The organism is Nocardia sp. BMG51109 (assembly GCF_000526215.1).
Classification (GTDB): domain Bacteria; phylum Actinomycetota; class Actinomycetes; order Mycobacteriales; family Mycobacteriaceae; genus Nocardia.
Genome location: NZ_JAFQ01000004.1, coordinates 1,988,253 through 2,004,579, shown reverse-complemented (window position 1 = coordinate 2,004,579; position 16,327 = coordinate 1,988,253). Strand labels below are relative to the sequence as shown.

Genomic DNA, 16,327 nt, shown 5'->3' with positions numbered 1-16,327 from the left:
GGTCTGTCGCCAGCTGGGCGTCACCAGGGCGGGATCGGCCGTGCGCTGGTTCGGGATTGCGTCGACCCGGCGGCGGGGCCTGCTGATAGCGTCGCCGCCGGTCGGTTCGGTTCGATGCAGTTCCGCGTCCACAAGCGTCCACAGCGCGCTTACGATGAGCGCATGGACGGCGGGGACCTCGACTACACGGTGGTCACCGGTGCGCGTTTGCGCGCTGCCCGCGAGGCGGCAGGGGTCAGCCTGTCGATGCTGTCGGCGCGGACGCATTACTCCAAATCCCTATTGGGACAACTGGAAACGGGTCAGCGTCGGGTCTTGTCGGAGCACATTCGCGCCTACTCCGATGCGCTGGGGATTGGCTCCTCGCTGTTCATCGAACCCTCCGACGGGGAGAAGGCAGCGGCCGAGTGGCTGAAGCGCATCGAGGCGTCGGATATCGGTGGTGACACCCTCGATCGGATAGAGCTGGCGGTGGACGACTTGGCGGCGGCTTATCCGACGACGCCGCCGGGCGAGTTACTTGTGCGTATTCGGCAGTATCTCGGTTACGCCGGCCGTCTGATGGACAGCAGGATGACGTTGGCGCAGCACCGGCGGTTGCTCGTTACGTCCGGATGGTTCTCACTGCTGGCCAGCACGTGCCATATTGATCTCGGTGAGTTGCCCGCCGCGGCGGCGCGCGGGCATTTGGCTTGGGCTCTCGCGGCGGAATCGGAGCACCGCGAGATATCGGCGTGGTGTCTCGAAACACGAGCGTGGCAGAAGCTGACGGATGGTGAGTTCGCCGAGGCGGCCAAGCTGTCGCGGTCCGCCCAGGAAGTTGCCCCGGAGGGCACCTCGGTCTATATCCAAGCGACCGCGCAGGAGGGGCGCGCGTTATCCCGGCTCGGCGACGGCAAGGGCGCGTACGGAGCACTCCGCAGAGTCGCGAGGCTGGTATCCGGAATGCCTGCACCGGACCGGCCGGAACACCACTTCCAGTACGACCCAGCGAAATCCGATGCGTATGTGGCTACGACACTGGCATGGCTCGGAGACCCGGCGGCCGAGTCCTACGCGCGGCATGTCCTCGCCGACCTCGCCGCCGCGCCGGCTGCACGTCCGCGCCGTATCGCATCGGCGAACCTCGACCTGGGCCTGGCTCTCGTCGCCGCCGACAAACCCGACGAGGCCGCGCACGCCGCGCTCACGGCGGTCACGTCCGGGCGACTGGTCCCATCGAACTATTGGCGGGTGTCCGAAGTCGTGGTCGGAATCGAGAACCGCGATTCGTCCGACGCCTCCGTCGTCCGGGATGCTTTCCGAGATATCTACTCGGTACCACCCGATAAATCGTCGTATCTCTGAGCCTTCCGGGCTTATTGCCAAGGTAGCCAGAATATTTCGAGGTAGCCTGTTGTTACGAAAAGTCGAGGTGTGGTCGTTGGACGATGTTCTGGTAACTCTGTATCGACGGGACGGGCGACGATGACACGGATCGCGATCACTGGACACCGTGGATTGCCTTCGGCAACAACGGAACTGGTGGACAAGGCATTGCGTTCGGAGCTGGCGGAGCGCACCGATGACGAGCTGGTGGGCTCGAGTTGTCTTGCCGACGGCGCTGATGCCTTGTTCGCCCGCGCTGTCCTCGACGCGAGGGGCTCGCTCGTGGTCGTGGTACCGCGCAGCAGTATCGGAACGGTCTGCCTGTTGAACATCACCCGATATACGACGAGCTGATCAGACGAGCAGGCGATGTAATCGCCCTGGACTACCGGGAATCCACGTCTGAGGCGCACCAAGCCGGGAGCGAGCGGATGCTCGATGATGCCGACGAACTGTTCGCCGTGTGGGACGGGAAACCGGCGCGGGGATACGGGGGTACCGCCGATGTGGTGGCTGTCGCGCGGCAGCGAGGGATGCCGGTGACGGTGATCTGGCCCGATGGGGCGCAGCGGGACTGATGGTGGTCGGCATTTCCTCTCGAGGTTCGGGAGGTGTGTGCGGTTCCGGGCGAATCCGAACCGCTGCGCGGATTTCGAACAGAGTCTCCGGAACCCGCATCCCTTACTGCAAGGGCTTCATGAAGGTCCAGAGGTGTTGTTCGTTGTCGTAGGCGCTGTATTCGCGGTAGCCGTAGAACTGGTCCACGGGCTCGTAGATGATGTGGGCGCCTGCGGATTTGGCGGTGCGGTAGTGGGCGTCTACGTCGTCGACGATGATGGACATGCCCTCGGTGCAGGCGCCTACCTGTTTGGGGGAGCGGAGGGCGAATTGCTCGGAGACCTGGTGTAGCCAGATGACGCCGTCGCCGGCGGTGAGTTCGGCGTGGTGGGCTATTCCGTTCTCGCCGTGGTTGATTTGGCCGGGTTCGAAGCCGAAGGCTTCGGTCAGGAATGTGTAGGCGGCGTCGATGTCGGTGTAGACCAGGGTGGGGATGCGGCGTTGAATGGCGGTGTTCAGCATGGCCATGTCCTCCAGGGTTTCGAGTAGTTCGTGGGTGTCGGGGGTGCGTTGGTCGGCCAGCGTGCCGGTCATGGTGGTCAGGCGTTGGCGTAGGCGGTGGCCGATGGCTAGGTTGTGGTCGAGTTGGGCGATGTGGCGGTTCATCATGGCGACCAGGTCGTAGTCCGGGTCGTCGAGTGCGGCCGACACCTCGTCCAGGCGTAGGCCGAGCTGCCGGAGCAGGTTGATCCGGTACAGCCGCTCCACGTCTTCGGACGAGTAGAGGCGGTGTCCGACTCCGCTGCGGCCGGACGGCGACAGCAGGCCGATTTCGTCGTAGTAGTGCAGCGTCCGGACCGTCAGGCCGGTCGCCGTGGCCAGGTCACCCACCTTGAGGTAGCTCGCCTTCGTCACAGTTCCGACCGTAGGACCTCACGCCGCGGGAGGTGCAAGTCTTGTTTGGTGAGACATGGTCGGTACCGAAAAGTCAGGAAACTTTGTCGGCAGCGACTCGCCATCAGACCCGGGAATCGGCAGTGGGTCGACCGCCCGACGTACGGTACAGCCTGGGCTTTTTCAGCGCTCATACACGAGAAGGGAGAGGTTCTCCATGCGTGTATCCATTCCTCGGGGTGCAGATTATCTGGCTCTCGCGACCGGTGAGTCGCGGATTCTCCGGCTGCGGTTTTCCGAGCCGCCGGCCACAGCGATCGCTCGCCTGCCGGCCTTCGAGCCTGGCTCGCCACAGCGGGTGCTGCTGCTCGGCGCGAACGGTTTCATCGGGATCAACATGTTGCGGGCACTACTGGACGACGATCGGGTGGAGGGGGTGACCGTGCTGGTGCGGGCCAAGACATCACGCGGCATTCGCGACCGAGTCCTCGCCACGGCACGCCGCTTTCACGTGACCCTGCCCAACGTGCACAAACTGGTGGTGCTCGAGGGCGACTACACGCAGCCCGATTTCGGGCTCGCCCCTGCCGACTATGGGCAGCTGCAACGCGCGATCGGTGCCGTGGTTCACGCCGCCGGGTCCACCCTGTACGCGCCATATCTGCACCACCGGGGCCAGGGATTGGTGCCGATGCTGCGGCTGATCGAGTTCTGCCTGGAAGGGCGCGTCAAACGTCTCGAGGTCATCGGCTCCGCCGCGTCTGCGGCGTTCACCCGTCGCCGGGACTTCTTCAAGTTCGATCTCTTCCACTCCGGATATCCACGGAACAAGTGGGTCACCCATCAGGTCGCGGTCGAAGCGCACCGCCGTGGCGTGCCCGTAACCATGTGCTTGGCGCCGTACGTCATGGGCGGTCCGAAGACGGATTTCCACGATCCCGGTGGCCGCTACATCGCGTACCGCATGTACAGCTACCTCCGCGAGATCGGCAAGATCTACGACTCCGACGTGCAGCTCCCCTGCGCGCCCGCCGATTGCGTCGCCGACGCCGTCGTGGAGAACCTGTTCTCCCCGGACCCCAGAACCGTTTACTACCCCTACATGCCGTTCACCGCACGCGATGCTGCCCGGCTTTTCGGATGGCAGCCGGTTCCGATGCCCGAGTTCATTGCGGCGCTGCGGCGCACATATCCGTTGAACTCGCCCGGACGGCTGCGCACGCTCCTCAAACCGTCTGCCGCGACCCAACTGCAAATCAAACGAGCGCTCATCCTGCGCACACTGCTGAACCGCCGCAACGAACAAGCCCTCCGAACCAGTGTCGAGCACCTCCTCGAGATCGGTCGGCCGGTCACGCTGCCCGGCGACATGACGCCCTCGGATGTCATCGCAGCCTGCATGCGCACCAACGCACCCCGAAGCGACAAACATCTGACGCGAGACATAACAAGCCCCGCTGAACCGCAGCCCAAATTCGTCGGCATCAGACCCTGACCAGCCTCGGGGTGAGCACCAAATGCGTTCAGACCGAGTCCGGATCTCCTTGGCGCGGGCGTCTATTCGCTGTCGAGGCGGAACGCCGGCCTCAGTCCGGGGGTAGTAGAGGGCGGCGGAGTTCGGTGACCGCGATGCGGGCGGATTCGGTGATGGCGGCGTCTACGACGGGGAGTTCCGGGTCGGCTCGGGCCGCGCGGGTGAAGACCGCTACCGCGACAGGGTATTCGTCGGGGAACTCTACGACGGCTACCTCGTTGCGGATTACGCCGATGGTTCCGGTCTTGCCTGCGACCGAGACGGTGCGGTGGGGGAAGGCGGCGGCGATGCGGTGCGGCCAGACCTGGCGGCGCATTACCGAGCGGACGAAGTCGGTTTGTTCGGGGGACAGCACCCGGCCGGCCCACAGGGCGCGTAGGAGGCGGGTCATTTCCTCCGGCGTTGTCGCGCTGGTGTAGGACGGGTCGTAGGCGGAGACCGACCAGGCCTCGTCGTTCTCCGCGAGGGTCGCGAATGCCTCTGCGGTGGTGTGGGTGTCGGTGTCGCGGACCAGGCTGCGGTGCAGGTCCGCGGTGCCGCCCACGATCCGGGTGCGGGTGAGTCCGAGGTCGTTCAGTAGTTCCTCGACCGGGCCGAGGCCGGTCTCGCCGAGCAGCACGTCGGCCGCGGCGTTGTCGGAGACCGTCATCATCGAGGTCGCCAGGTCCCGCAGGCTCATGGTCACCGGGTCGCGCAGGACGGCGATGCCGGTCGGTCCGGGCGTGCAGTCGGCCGGGAGCACGGTGAGCCGCGCGGTGGGATCGATCCGGCCGGCGTCGACGTGCCGGCAGAACGCGACCAGCAGCGCCAGCTTGTACACCGACGCGATGACCACCCGCTCGTCACCACCCACCGAGATCTCGGCGGCGGAGGTCTCGGCGGCGGAGTCGTCGCAGCGGCGGGCGTGCAGCCAGCCGGTGCACCCCGCGTCGGCGAAGACCGCGCGGATCCGGTCCGCGGCGCTCACCGCAGCCGCTCCCGGAACAGCACCCCGTCGACGGCGTCGGCGTGCGCGTCGGCGCCGGGCCGGTGGACGACGCGCACGCGCAGCGCCAATGCCTGCGGCGCCAGGCGTATCCAGGTCACCCCCGGGGTATCGGCGGGCGGAATCGCGGTGAGCCCGAAGCTTGTTCCCGCGGCGGTCGCGGCGAGTACGGCGCGGTCGTCGGGCGCCGGCACGGTCGGTGCGTCCAGGCCCCGCTCGCGCAGCAGATCCAGCAGGGTGTCGACGGCGGGCGGGTTGGTGGCGCGCGGCGGGCAGGCGAAACTCAGGCCGGCGAGCATCGGGAAGCCCGGCCGCTCGGCGGCGGCACTGCGATGGTCGGCCGGAACCACGAGCCACCTCGGCACCTTGACGACCGGCCGGGCCTCGACGCCGTCGACGAGCGCGGGATGCTCGATCACCGCGACGTCGCACAGTCCGGCCCGCACGTCGGCGACCAGGTCGACGGTCGTGCCCACCGTTGTGGCTACCGTCGCATCCTCGGCAACGGTCGTGCGCAGCGCGCCCACGCAGGCCGTGACCATCCGGTCGGGCAGCGCCGCGGTCGCTCCCCAGTGCACGGTGCCACGCGAGTTCGCGATGCGGTGGGACTCGGCGAGCAGGCGCTCGGCATCGTCGACCAGCAGCCGCGCCCGGGGAAGCAGTTGCAGCCCGGCCGAGGTGAGTACGGCGCCGTGGCGGGTGCGGTGGATGAGATCGATGCCGAGATGCCGTTCCAGGCGGCGAAGTCCCTGCGACAGCGGCGGCTGGGTCATGTCGAGCGCGGCCGCCGCCCTGCCGAAATGTCTCTCGTCCGCGACGGAGACGAAGAAGCGGAGGTGGCGGATCAGATCCATGCGGTCATTGAACCAGCGGTCCGGCGGGCCACCGGCACGCTGCCCGCGCGCGGTCGGTGCCGGAGCCGAACCGTTCGGCGAACCAGCGGCGATATCGAATTCGACTCGCACACGCCCGGGTCGGATATTGGCGGCGGCCGCCGCATCGGTGGTGGGCTGCGGCGGTGATCTCATCAACAGCAACACTTCGGGTTTCGCGCGGCCGCCGGGTCGTCGTCGCGACGATGGCCGCGCTGTCGCTCGTCGCCGCGGGCTGCGGTTCGGATACGGAACCCGCGACGGCGAAGGCGCCGGCCGATGCGGGCCGGGCCTTCGCCGATCTGGAGACGCAGCACACGGCGCGACTGGGCGTCTACGCGGTCGATACCGGCACCGGCCGCACCGCGGTCCATCGCGACGGTGAGCGGTTCCCGGTCGCGTCCACGTTCAAGGGGCTCGCGTGCGGCGTTCTGCTGCGCGACCATCCGCTGTCGACGGGCTACTTCGACCAGGTGATCCGTTATCCCGCAACCGATCTCGTCGATGCCTCGCCGGTGACCCAGAAGCGCGTCGACACCGGCATGACCGTCGCCGAGCTGTGCCACGCCGCGATCACCGCGTCCGACAACACCGCGGGCAACCAGCTGCTGAAGCTGCTCGGTGGTCCGGCGGGCTTCACCGCGTCCCTGCGCTCCCTCGGCGACACCGTCACGCGCCTGGACCGCTGGGAAACCGAGCTGAACACCGCGATTCCCGGCGACGAGCGGGATACCACCACGCCCGCGGCCCTCGCCGCCGACTACCGGCTCCTCGTTCTCGGCGACGTCCTCGGCGAATCCGAACGGGCGCAGCTGAAGTCGTGGCTCGTCGACAACACGACCGGCGGTGCGCGGATCCGCGCCGGACTGCCCGCGGGCTGGATCGTCGGGGACAAGACCGGCAGCCCCGCGTACGGCGGCGCCCTCGACGTCGCCATCGCGTGGCCGCCGGATCGCGCGCCACTGGTCATCGCGGTGCTGAGCGGGAAGTCCGAACCGACGGCCGCCGCGGACAACCCGCTGGTCGCCGAGGCCACCCGTGCGGCGGTCCGGGAACTCGGCTGAGTCGCACGAACATCGCTGCCGCCGTTCGGTGCCGGGTGGCTCTCCCGTCTGATTGTCACGTTGTGTGGGGTGTAAGCCGTGTGGTGGCGGCGGAAGTGGTCTGCGCTGCTGTCGGGGGCTCGGTCGAGTCGCGCGAAGATCGTGGTAGCCGTTCGGTGCCGAGCCACCTCTCCCCGGACCGATCGTCACGTTGCGCAAGATGAGCCGCGCGGCGGTGACGGTGACGAGAACCGGGTAGGTTGCGAGATTTGCTGGTCGTCCGGGTAGCCCGCGCCCCGGGATCGTCCGCCGAACCGGCGCGGACATGGTTGCCGCGTTTCGTCTGTGACCGGATGCCACGCGAGCGGGCCTGCGGGCGATGCCGGCGGCGTGCCCCTGGTTTCAGCGGGTCGTCTCGATGATTTCACCCTGCTAGGTTCAGAACGATTTTGTCGGGTGGAGGAGCGGCGGGGAGTCATGACGGATCCGGTGGTGCAGGTCGACGTTGTTGCGCTTCGTATGCTGGCGGCGAAGTTGGCGATCCACGCGGCGCAGGCCAAGGGATTGACTCCCGCCGAGTCCGGGCAGGAGGCCGTGGCAGCGGTGCCCGGTTCGGCGATGGCCGCGGCCGCGGCGGGGCTGGTCGACCCGATCACCCGCGCCTACGGATCGATCGCGGCGACCTTGCAGAACCTGTCCGAGACCGCGGGCGGTTCCGCGGCCGACTATGAGGCCGTCGACAAGGCATTCGCCGTGGCCCTCGCCCGCTATGAGCGGGGCGCGCAGTGACCCTGACGGTGTCTCGGATCCGGGCCGGCGATCCGGACCGGTTCGCGACGGCGGCGACGCAGCTGACCCAACTGAATCAGAAGTTCATCACCACCATCGCCGATGTGAACTCCGATTTCGATACCGCGCTGGAGAACTGGCACGGTGCGGGCGCGTCGAAGGCGTCCATCCGCAAGACCGGCGACACGGTGGCCGCCACCCACATCTCGACCGCGGTGGCCGACCAGGTCGACGCCCTCAACGACGCCGCGGCCGCCCTGGGCGCGGCCCGCAAGGTGGTGGTCGATACCGCCGACGCCGCGATCGCCGACGGCTGCACCGTGTCCGAGGACGGGCACGTGAGCGCCCCCGATTTGGGCGGCGGATTCTGGCAGCCGCTCGCCGACGACGCGGCCGAGACCTACGAGGCGAAACTGCGGCCCGCGCTCATCGGCTTCAACGAACTCGACGTCCTCTACGCGTCGAAGCTCACCGCCGCCAACGAGGCGCTGGCGGCACTGGTCAAGGATCCCTCGGGCGGCGCGCTGTCGGACCGGGTGCAGCAGATCATCGACGGCACAGCGCAATTGCCGGAGGATCCGAAGGCCTTCGCCGCGTTCTGGGATTCGCTGACACCGGCGGAGAAGGACGCCCTGTTCGCCGACGATCCGGCCATCGGCAACCGGGACGGGATGCCGGCGATCGACCGCGACCACTACAACCGGATCAGGCTCGCCGACGAGCTGGCCCGTGCCCGTTCGGGCAGTGATCCCAGGCTGGCCGACAACCTGCGGGACCTCGAGGCGATCGAGCGGACGCTGAATCAGGACCCCAACCGGATGCTGCTGGTGCTCGACACGCTGTCGGGACGCCAGCCGCATGCCGCAGTCTCGGTCGGCAATCCGGATGTCGCCGACCACATCTCGGTCACCGCCCCCGGCGTGGACACCACCGTGAGCGATTCGCTGGAGGGCATGACCAGCGAGGCCGACGCGCTGCGGCGGACGGCGATGACACAGCTCGACAAGGCCGGCCGGGGGGACGAAACGGTCGCGACCGTCGTCTGGATCGGTGCGGATCTGCCGCAGCCCAAGGCTTCCGGTCCCGGGGGCGAGGTCCAGATGGCCAGTCCCGCACTGGCGTTGGCGGGTTCGGAGAAGTTGTCGTCGTTCTACGACGGCCTGGCGGCATCCCACGACGGCGGCACCGATCCGCATCTCACCGCGGTCGGGCATTCGTACGGATCCACGATGACCGGAATCGCCATGCAGCGCCAGGATTACGACGCGGTCGACGATCTCGTGGTCTATGGATCCCCCGGGGTCGGGGTTCCGTCCAACAGTGGCGCCGCCGAGGCCCTGCACCTGGATCCCGGTCACGCCTATCAGATGACCGCCCACAGCGACCCGGTCGCTCAGCTCAACACCTTCGGGATCAGCCCGGGATACCTTTCCGACTTCAAGGACATGTCCACCCAGTCGACCACCACCCCCGACGGGGTGGAACGCGACGGAGCCACGGGTCATGCCGAATACGCCCGCAACGGCGACAACGGTCAGCTCCGCACCTCCGGTTACAACACCGCTGTCGTCGTCGCCGGTCTGCCCGACCAGGTCATCGAGGGCGACTCCGGCGGTGAGGTCGTCCTGAAGGACATCTTGACCGGGCGGATCATCCCGCATTGATCCGTTCCCGACTCGCGACCCTGGCCCTGACCGTTGCGCTGCCCCTGACAGGATGTGGTGACATGCACGCCGACTCCGCCGGCCCCTCCGGCGAGGGCGAAACCACCCGCGCCGCACAGCGACTCACCGAACTGCCTTCCCTGGAAGCGACCCAGGCGCAACTGACGTCGGTGGTCGAACAGCTCGGCGCCTACATCGCCACGCTGGTGCCCGGCATCCAGTGGCGATGGAACCGCGAGCAGAGCCGGAGCGGCTGCGCCCGGCCGTACGACCGCACCGGCGGAGCGAACCTGTACCTGCGGAACTACCTGGGCGACAAGCCGATTCCCGCCGAGGTATGGCCGCGGGTCGTCGACCGCGCCCGGGAACTGGCGGCCACGCTCGGAGCGACCGGTGCCCAGACCTTCCGAGATGACCCGGGCAACAAGGACGCCCGCTTCTACAGCCCGGAAGGCACCGCGATCAGTCTCGGCTACCAGGTCAATACCGTCATCGCGGCCGATACCGGCTGTCGGCTTCCCGCCGGGGGCGCGACATCACCGCCCGCGACCCGATGACTCCCGTGAGCAACGATATGGATCCGAACGTGGCACTGAGAGAGATGATGCGCGCGGCCGCGCGCACGGATGCGGCCGTGGCGCAGATCCGCGGCCAGGGGCAATCCGGTGGTGGCCGGGTACGGGTCGAGGTCGACGCCACGGGCACCATCACGAAACTGGATATCGCCGAATCGCCGCACCCGATCGCCGTGGGCGACCTGCCTGCCCTGATCATCGAGGCCCAGCGCCTGGCCTGCGCCCAGGCCCGGGAATCGGCCGAGGAGCTGCGCCGCGACCTCAGCGACAGCCCCGAGGCACAGGCGATGATCCGCGAATTCCACCGGCGGCCCGCGCCCGATCCTTCGCAGGTCCCGTCCGAATTCGGCGCCACCGAATTCGATTACCTCGACGACGCTGTCTGGGAACCGGCGTGGCGCCGGTCCTGGGAGGAATGAGCGGGGCTGTCCGCGACCGAGGGCGACCCTGTCCGGTCGCCCGCACAGCGGTGTTGCTCGACAACCCCGCACCCGCACTCGAGTAACGTTCTTGCGCGGGCCCGGCACTGCGGTGGCGGCGCCGACCGGTTTCGACAGCCGAAAGGGACGGGTGTGACAGGTGCGCGGATGGTCGGGCTGTTCGCCGGAATCGGTGGACTGGAGCTCGGCTTGGGCGCGCACGGCTGGCGGACCGACCTGCTGTGTGAGATCGATCCCGGGGCGGGGGCGGTGCTGTCGGCGCGCTTTCCCGAGACCGAACTGCATGCCGATGTGACGCGGCTGCGGGCGCTGCCGGCGGGCACGGAACTCGTCGCCGCCGGATTTCCCTGCCAGGACCTGTCGCAGGCCGGGCGCACCGCCGGAATCTCGGGTGCGCGTTCGGGTCTGGTGGGTGAGGTGTTCCGGCTGGTGCGGCGCAAGCGCGGGCCGCGCTGGCTGCTCATCGAGAACGTGCCGTTCATGCTGCAACTCGACCGGGGGCAGGCGATGCGGCACATCACCGAGGCGCTGGAGCAACTCGGCTACACCTGGGCGTATCGGGTGGTGGACGCCCGCGCCTTCGGCCTGCCGCAGCGGCGGCAGCGAGTCCTGATGCTGGCGTCGCGCACCGAGGATCCGCGGCCGGTGCTGTTCGGCACCGACGCCGGCCCCCGCACGATCGGCGATCCCGACGCCGATCCGTGCGGCTTCTACTGGACCGAGGGGGTGCGCGGGCTCGGCTGGGCCGTGAACGCGGTGCCGACGCTGAAGGGCGGATCGGGCCTGGGTATCGCGAGCCCGCCCGCGGTGCGCCTGCCGTCCGGCGAGATCGTGACGCCGGGGATTACCGATGTCGAACGCCTGCAAGGCTTTTCGCCCGGATGGACGGAACCGGCGCCGGCCGCGCCCGGGGTCCGGCAGGGACATCGCTGGAAACTGGTCGGCAATGCGGTGAGCGTGCGGATGGCGTCGTGGGTGGGCGGCCGGCTGGCCGACCCCGCGGTCGATATCGTTCCCGACGACCTGCCGCTGCCTGCCGATCGCTGGCCGGCGGCGGCCTGGGGCCGGGCCGGGATCCGCCATCGGGTGGGCGTGTCCACCTGGCCCCTGCACGAGCCGTACGAGGATCTGCGCTGGTTCCTGGAGGACGCCCGGCTGCTGTCGGCCCGGGCCACCGCCGGGTTCCTGCGCCGCGCCGCCCGCGGCAACCTGCGTTTCCCGCCCGGCTTCCTGACCGACGTCGAGAAGCACCTGGTTCGCATGGGAGGTTTCCCCCAGGAGGCGGCATGAGGTCGAATGGCGGAGTGAGAAGCAGGCCCCGCCCATACCGTCCGCCGCGCCGCTGTCCAGTGTGCAGCTGTCCGGTGTGCAGCCGTCCGCTGTGTCGCGGAGCTACGCCGTGACCGCGGGCCGCCCCGGCACCGACGCGCGGACCAGCGCCCGGATGTCCCGGCAGCGCCGCGTGGGCACCGCGCCGGAGACCGCGCTGCGCAAGGAACTGCACCGGCGCGGCTGCCGGTTCTTCGTCGACCGAGCGCCGCTGAAGGGTCTGCGCCGCCGCGCCGATCTGGTCTTCCCGCGCCGCAGGGTCGCCGTCTACGTGGACGGATGTTTCTGGCACTGCTGTCCGGAGCACGCCACCTATCCGAAGAACAACGGGCAGTGGTGGGCCGACAAGCTGGCCGGGAACGTCGCGCGCGACCGCGACACCGATGCCCGGCTGGCCGCCGCCGGCTGGCTGGTGGTGCGGGTGTGGGAGCACGAGCCCGCCGAGGTGGCCGCCGACCGAGTGCAGGAAGCGCTCGCCGGGCGATAGGCCATCATGGAGAGGGAACCACGGCAACCAGCTGACCAGTCTGTACTCGGGCCGGGGACGCGACGAAACGAGAGCCGTGACGAAGCGAGAGCTGTGACGAAGCGAGAGCGATGACGCCGAGCGATCATCAGCGTGCGGCGGCGGCCGTGCTCGAGCGGGATCCGCAGCCGGTGAGCCGGCGACCGCGGATCCTGCGCTGGTGCGTGGCCGCGGCCGTCGCGGTGGCCGGTATCTGTTATTCCTCGTGGGTTCTCGAGTTCGTGCTGCCAATAGGACTGAATCCGGTCGACTCGTTCCTCAGTGAACTCGATGCCGACGGCAAGCCCTACGGCTGGGTGTTCTCCACCGGCGACACGGTCGCGGGCAGCCTGGCGCTGGCCGCCGCGGTCGGTGGGCTGTGCGCGTTCCGGCGGCGTCGGCTGTCGACCGCGGCGTGGATAGCCCTGGGCTGTTTCGGCGCGTCGACTATCGCGGACGCGCAATGGCCGATCCAGCCCTGTCCGGGCGGCTGTGACAACGGCCTGTTTCCGCAGTTGCACCAGGTACACGCGCTGACCAGCACGCTCGCCGTGACGTCGATCTTCGCGGCGATGGTCCTGTTCGGCCTGGCCGCGTTCCGGTACCGCTGCCGGCCGGTCGTGCGGCATGCCGGGCTGTGGATCCCGCTGCTCGGGGCGGCGGCCACCGTGTGGATGATGATCGCCGACAACCTGTCGGGTGACTACGCGCTCGGGATCGCCCAGCGCATTCAGGTGGGGTCGATGTCGCTGTGGCTGGTGGTGCTGGCCGTGCAGATCGTCGTGGCGGAGCGGGCGGTCAGCGGCGGCGCTCGCGCACGGCCACCAGCGAGCGCGGGGCCGCCGACGCGACCGCCCCGGATATCGCCATGGCGGCCAGGATGGCCAGAGCCGCGGCCCCGACGGCTGTTTCGATAACGATGTTCATGACTCCACGGTGGCACCGCCGTCTGGCCGGTATCCGTGCGCAGTATGGGGAAATCCTGAGAATTACCGGACGGTCACGGTGACCGACGCCTCCTGCGTGCGTGCCGGGAGTTTCCCGGTGTCGATCGCGAGGATCTCGCCGCTGTCCTGGAGCCCGTTCGGCAGCGTCTTCGGGCGCAGGCCGAACGGTGGCCGGTCGCCGCTGCTGCCCGCGAGGCCGAAATCGCTGTCGTTGGCCACGTAGAGCGTCTTGCCGCCGTCGGCGGTGGCGACGCCCTCGATCTTGTCGTGGCCGAAGAAGCCGCCGTCGGCCGCGAGCCCGGCGACCACACCCGCCAGGTCGAGATTCGAGCGCTTGGTCACCGGGGTGATCCCGGCCCGGCGCAGGGCCGCCGTGCCGTCGGCGGTGGGCACGGCGCCGACGGAGGTCTCCAGCGGCTTGTCATCGATCAGCAGTCCGAGGTTCGGGTCGTAGCGGGCGCCGGGTACGGCCGCGCGCGGGCCGACATCGGTGGCTCCGGCGAGGTCGATGGTCCACAACTTCTTGTTCGCCTTCGGGGCGAGCTCGCCGTCGCGCTCGTCGACCAGGAACGTGGTGTCGTCGAGCGCGGTGATCTCCGAGACGGCCAGCTTGCTCTTCGGATCCTCCAGCGGATACACGAATTCCGCGACCGCCTTCGAGGCCAGGTCGACGGTCACGATGCGGGTCATCGGAACTTCTCGGGCCGAGCCGAGCCCCGGTGTCTGCAAGCCGCTCTGGACGATCCCGACCAGCTTCGAGCCGTCCGGCGTGACCGTCAGTCCCTCCATGCCCTGGTTGGGCGTGCGCAGCGACAGTTCCTTCGGCAGGCCGCTGCCCGGCGCGAGCCGCTCGATCTCGGTTCCGGCGGCATCGAGGTGGACCAGGAACGGGCCGTACTCGTCGGAGACCCAGAACGTTCCGTCGGGCAACGCCACCAGGCCCTCCGGGTCCAGGCCGTGATCGGTCGGCGGCAGCGCGGCGCCGTCCAGGCCGCGGATCGTCTCCCCGGTGGTCGCGGCCGTATCTACCAGGCCGTTGAACGGGACGCCCGCGCGATTCTTCAGATCGATGGCCGACTTCAGCACCGCGCGGGCGCCGGTCAGCTGGAACCGGCCGATCTTGGGCACGTAATCCGGTGTCGGCGTGAGCTTCTCGTTCTTGTCCGGGCCGTCCACGTTGGGGCCGCGGTCGGTCAGGCCGTAGAACTCGCCGGGTGAGCCGGGTACCGGGGTGAGCGCGGAGCCGAATCCGCTGCCCTGCACCGTCGTTCCGCCGAACTGCCCGAGCGGCGGGATGTCGGTGGTGTAGAGGCGCATCGCGTCGGTGGTCGTGACGTGGAGCGTGTCCGAGCCGGTGAAGCCCTGGTCCGGAATGTAGGTCACCGTGCCGCCGGCGCGGCGCTCGAGACGTCCGTGTTCGGGGTCGGCGATCGCGACCGCGGCGCTGCCGCCCGCGCGGGCGAGCAGATCGTCCATGGAGATCGCCAGCGGCCGATCCTTGCCGGTGGTCAGGTCGTCCGGGGTGTTGCCGGACGAGCAGGCGGTGACGGCGACGGCGCACAGGGCGGCCGCCAGCGTCACGGATCGGAGGGTGCGGCTGGTACTCACCCATGTTGCCTACAGTGTGCGGGCAACGCCCGAGCGACGATCGTTTGAACAGTTGTGTCCGGGAGGCCGGTTCAGGGGGCGGCGCGGCGCCACCGCCGTGAGTAAGGTCGCACTCGTGACCAGCAACGCACCGGAGCTCGGCGAGCACCTGTCCCTGCTCGACACCGTCGAGGCGGCCGACCGGCGGCTGTTCGACGCGCTGGCCGACCTGAACGACGGCGACGTGGCCGAGCCCTCGCTGTGCGCCGGCTGGACCCGCGGCCACGTCCTGACACACCTGGCGCGCAATGCCGACGGGCTGGTGAATCTGCTGCTGTGGGCGCGCACCGGCATCGAAACCGCGCAGTACGCCAGCGATTTCCTGCGTGACTCGGATATCGCGAGGGGAGCGCCGCGGCCGATCGGCGAGCAGATCGAGGATCTGCGCGCCGCCTCCGAGCGCTGGCTCGCCCTGGCGCGCGCCATGCCCGCCGAGCGCTGGCCCACGCCCGTGCGTACCCGCGGTGGAAAGGACGTGCCGGCCACCATGATTCCGTGGCTGCGGCTGCGCGAGGTGGAGATCCACCGTGTCGATCTGGCGATCGGCTACCGGCCGGCGGACTGGCCCGCGGAATTCGTCGCGCGCCTGTTGCCCGAGGTGATCGCGGGCTTCGACAGCGCCGCGGAGCCGTCGGCCTCCGATCCGGACGAGACCGGGGCCAGTTTCACGATCAGCACCACCGACACCGGTTACACCGCCACCGTCGGGCCGGCGCCGACCACGGTCGTCGGTGGCCCCGCCGCGCAGGTGCTCGCCTGGCTCATCGGCCGCTCCGACGGCACCGATCTGACCGGCGACCGTCCCGACCTGCCTGCCTGGTTGTAGGCGGTACTCCCGGGGTCGGCGGGGTCAGAGTTTCCGCTCGGCCGCGTAGTCGAATTCGCGCACGTCGGCGGCGACGATCAGGGCGGACAGATCCGCGCCGGGCCCGTCGCCGCGGAACGCCTCGACGGCCGCGCGGGAGGTCCAGCGCTCGTAGACGGTGACGCGATCGGATTCGACCAGGTCCGCGCCGAGGCTGTAGTCCAGGCAGCCCGCGGTCGCCCGCGCCGCCTCGACCACCGCGCGGCAGCTGTCGAGATAGCGGGCGCGGTCGGTGACGCGGAGGTATCCGGCGATGATCAGCACAGCGCGCAGTGTAGGCCGGACCGGGCACGAGGCCCCGAAAATCTGTGG

At 69.2% G+C, this 16,327-nt stretch carries 18 protein-coding genes; 13 read left to right on the top strand and 5 right to left on the bottom strand.

Translation table 11 applies throughout. The annotated features are described in order from the left end of the window. Positions 1-114 precede the first annotated feature (114 nt). From D892_RS0110555 to D892_RS47665, 3 genes are all read left to right on the top strand, one after another. The gene (locus tag D892_RS0110555; RefSeq protein ID WP_232236054.1) at positions 115-1,347 is read left to right on the top strand and encodes a helix-turn-helix domain-containing protein; all 1,233 of its coding nucleotides are present in this window, start codon (positions 115-117) and stop codon (positions 1,345-1,347) included. Between the two features lie 120 nt (positions 1,348-1,467). Further along, on the top strand, positions 1,468-1,722 hold the full coding sequence (locus tag D892_RS47670; protein ID WP_198036876.1) for a hypothetical protein: 255 nt from the start codon (positions 1,468-1,470) through the stop codon (positions 1,720-1,722). 77 nt (positions 1,723-1,799) lie between these two features. Next, positions 1,800-1,946 carry a hypothetical protein gene (locus D892_RS47665; RefSeq protein WP_198036875.1) on the top strand — a complete coding sequence of 49 codons (147 nt, stop codon included), beginning with the start codon at positions 1,800-1,802 and terminating at the stop codon, positions 1,944-1,946. A gap of 103 nt (positions 1,947-2,049) precedes the next feature. Here the strand turns inward: D892_RS47665 and D892_RS0110540 are convergent, their stop codons facing one another. Next, entirely contained in the window at positions 2,050-2,841 is a 792-nt protein-coding gene (locus D892_RS0110540; protein WP_024801203.1) for a MerR family transcriptional regulator, read from the bottom strand. 337 nt (positions 2,842-3,178) lie between these two features. On the opposite strand from D892_RS0110540, the gene D892_RS0110535 reads away from it, so the two are divergent. Then, a complete protein-coding gene (locus D892_RS0110535) occupies positions 3,179-4,315 on the top strand; it encodes an SDR family oxidoreductase (RefSeq protein WP_024801202.1) in 1,137 nt (378 codons plus the stop codon). 91 nt (positions 4,316-4,406) lie between these two features. On the opposite strand, the gene D892_RS0110530 is transcribed toward D892_RS0110535, so the two are convergent. Both D892_RS0110530 and D892_RS0110525 read right to left on the bottom strand, forming a co-directional pair. Beyond that, positions 4,407-5,321 carry a serine hydrolase gene (locus D892_RS0110530; protein ID WP_024801201.1) on the bottom strand — a complete coding sequence of 305 codons (915 nt, stop codon included), beginning with the start codon at positions 5,319-5,321 and terminating at the stop codon, positions 4,407-4,409. Continuing rightward, complete coding sequence (locus D892_RS0110525; protein ID WP_024801200.1) at positions 5,318-6,193, bottom strand: LysR family transcriptional regulator; 876 nt, start codon at positions 6,191-6,193, stop codon at positions 5,318-5,320. The genes D892_RS0110530 and D892_RS0110525 overlap by 4 nt, the downstream gene beginning before the upstream one ends. 224 nt (positions 6,194-6,417) lie before the next feature. On the opposite strand from D892_RS0110525, the gene bla reads away from it, so the two are divergent. From bla to D892_RS40880, 8 genes are all read left to right on the top strand, one after another. Continuing rightward, positions 6,418-7,275 carry a class A beta-lactamase gene (gene bla / locus D892_RS0110520; protein WP_024801199.1) on the top strand — a complete coding sequence of 286 codons (858 nt, stop codon included), beginning with the start codon at positions 6,418-6,420 and terminating at the stop codon, positions 7,273-7,275. 456 nt (positions 7,276-7,731) lie between these two features. Next, positions 7,732-8,043 carry a hypothetical protein gene (locus D892_RS0110515; RefSeq protein WP_024801198.1) on the top strand — a complete coding sequence of 104 codons (312 nt, stop codon included), beginning with the start codon at positions 7,732-7,734 and terminating at the stop codon, positions 8,041-8,043. Further along, positions 8,040-9,707 (top strand): alpha/beta hydrolase, encoded by a 1,668-nt coding sequence (locus D892_RS0110510; protein WP_024801197.1) that lies wholly within the window; start codon positions 8,040-8,042, stop codon positions 9,705-9,707. Before D892_RS0110515 ends, D892_RS0110510 begins: the two co-directional genes overlap by 4 nt. Beyond that, positions 9,704-10,264, top strand: a complete 561-nt coding sequence (locus D892_RS0110505) for an LppA family lipoprotein (protein WP_036566901.1) — start codon at positions 9,704-9,706, stop codon at positions 10,262-10,264. Before D892_RS0110510 ends, D892_RS0110505 begins: the two co-directional genes overlap by 4 nt. A gap of 5 nt (positions 10,265-10,269) precedes the next feature. Then, a complete protein-coding gene (locus tag D892_RS0110500; protein WP_198036874.1) occupies positions 10,270-10,701 on the top strand; it encodes a YbaB/EbfC family nucleoid-associated protein in 432 nt (143 codons plus the stop codon). 168 nt (positions 10,702-10,869) lie between these two features. Then, positions 10,870-12,012 (top strand): DNA cytosine methyltransferase, encoded by a 1,143-nt coding sequence (locus D892_RS0110495; RefSeq protein WP_036566898.1) that lies wholly within the window; start codon positions 10,870-10,872, stop codon positions 12,010-12,012. Positions 12,013-12,121: 109 nt separating this feature from the next. Then, positions 12,122-12,538, top strand: coding sequence for a very short patch repair endonuclease (locus D892_RS0110490; RefSeq protein WP_024801193.1), 417 nt, complete (start codon positions 12,122-12,124; stop codon positions 12,536-12,538). Positions 12,539-12,648: 110 nt separating this feature from the next. Then, entirely contained in the window at positions 12,649-13,473 is an 825-nt protein-coding gene (locus tag D892_RS40880) for a DUF998 domain-containing protein (RefSeq protein ID WP_024801192.1), read from the top strand. A gap of 72 nt (positions 13,474-13,545) precedes the next feature. Here the strand turns inward: D892_RS40880 and D892_RS0110480 are convergent, their stop codons facing one another. Continuing rightward, entirely contained in the window at positions 13,546-15,111 is a 1,566-nt protein-coding gene (locus D892_RS0110480) for an esterase-like activity of phytase family protein (RefSeq protein WP_198036873.1), read from the bottom strand. Between the two features lie 115 nt (positions 15,112-15,226). On the opposite strand from D892_RS0110480, the gene D892_RS0110475 reads away from it, so the two are divergent. Further along, entirely contained in the window at positions 15,227-15,976 is a 750-nt protein-coding gene (locus tag D892_RS0110475) for a maleylpyruvate isomerase family mycothiol-dependent enzyme (RefSeq protein WP_024801190.1), read from the top strand. Between the two features lie 24 nt (positions 15,977-16,000). Here D892_RS0110475 and D892_RS0110470 read toward each other — a convergent pair whose 3' ends face one another. Further along, entirely contained in the window at positions 16,001-16,279 is a 279-nt protein-coding gene (locus D892_RS0110470; protein WP_024801189.1) for a putative quinol monooxygenase, read from the bottom strand. Positions 16,280-16,327: the final 48 nt, after the last annotated feature.

Bases quoted from the DNA above. Each gene is read 5' to 3' on its own strand.
- D892_RS0110555 (WP_232236054.1), top strand. From the start codon at position 115: ATGCAGTTCCGCGTCCACAAGCGTCCACAGCGCGCTTACGATGAGCGC.
- D892_RS47670 (WP_198036876.1), top strand. From the start codon at position 1,468: ATGACACGGATCGCGATCACTGGACACCGTGGATTGCCTTCGGCAACA.
- D892_RS47665 (WP_198036875.1), top strand. From the start codon at position 1,800: ATGCTCGATGATGCCGACGAACTGTTCGCCGTGTGGGACGGGAAACCG.
- D892_RS0110525 (WP_024801200.1), bottom strand. From the start codon at position 6,193: ATGGATCTGATCCGCCACCTCCGCTTCTTCGTCTCCGTCGCGGACGAG.
- bla (WP_024801199.1), top strand. From the start codon at position 6,418: ATGGCCGCGCTGTCGCTCGTCGCCGCGGGCTGCGGTTCGGATACGGAA.
- D892_RS0110515 (WP_024801198.1), top strand. From the start codon at position 7,732: ATGACGGATCCGGTGGTGCAGGTCGACGTTGTTGCGCTTCGTATGCTG.
- D892_RS0110495 (WP_036566898.1), top strand. From the start codon at position 10,870: ATGGTCGGGCTGTTCGCCGGAATCGGTGGACTGGAGCTCGGCTTGGGC.
- D892_RS40880 (WP_024801192.1), top strand. From the start codon at position 12,649: ATGACGCCGAGCGATCATCAGCGTGCGGCGGCGGCCGTGCTCGAGCGG.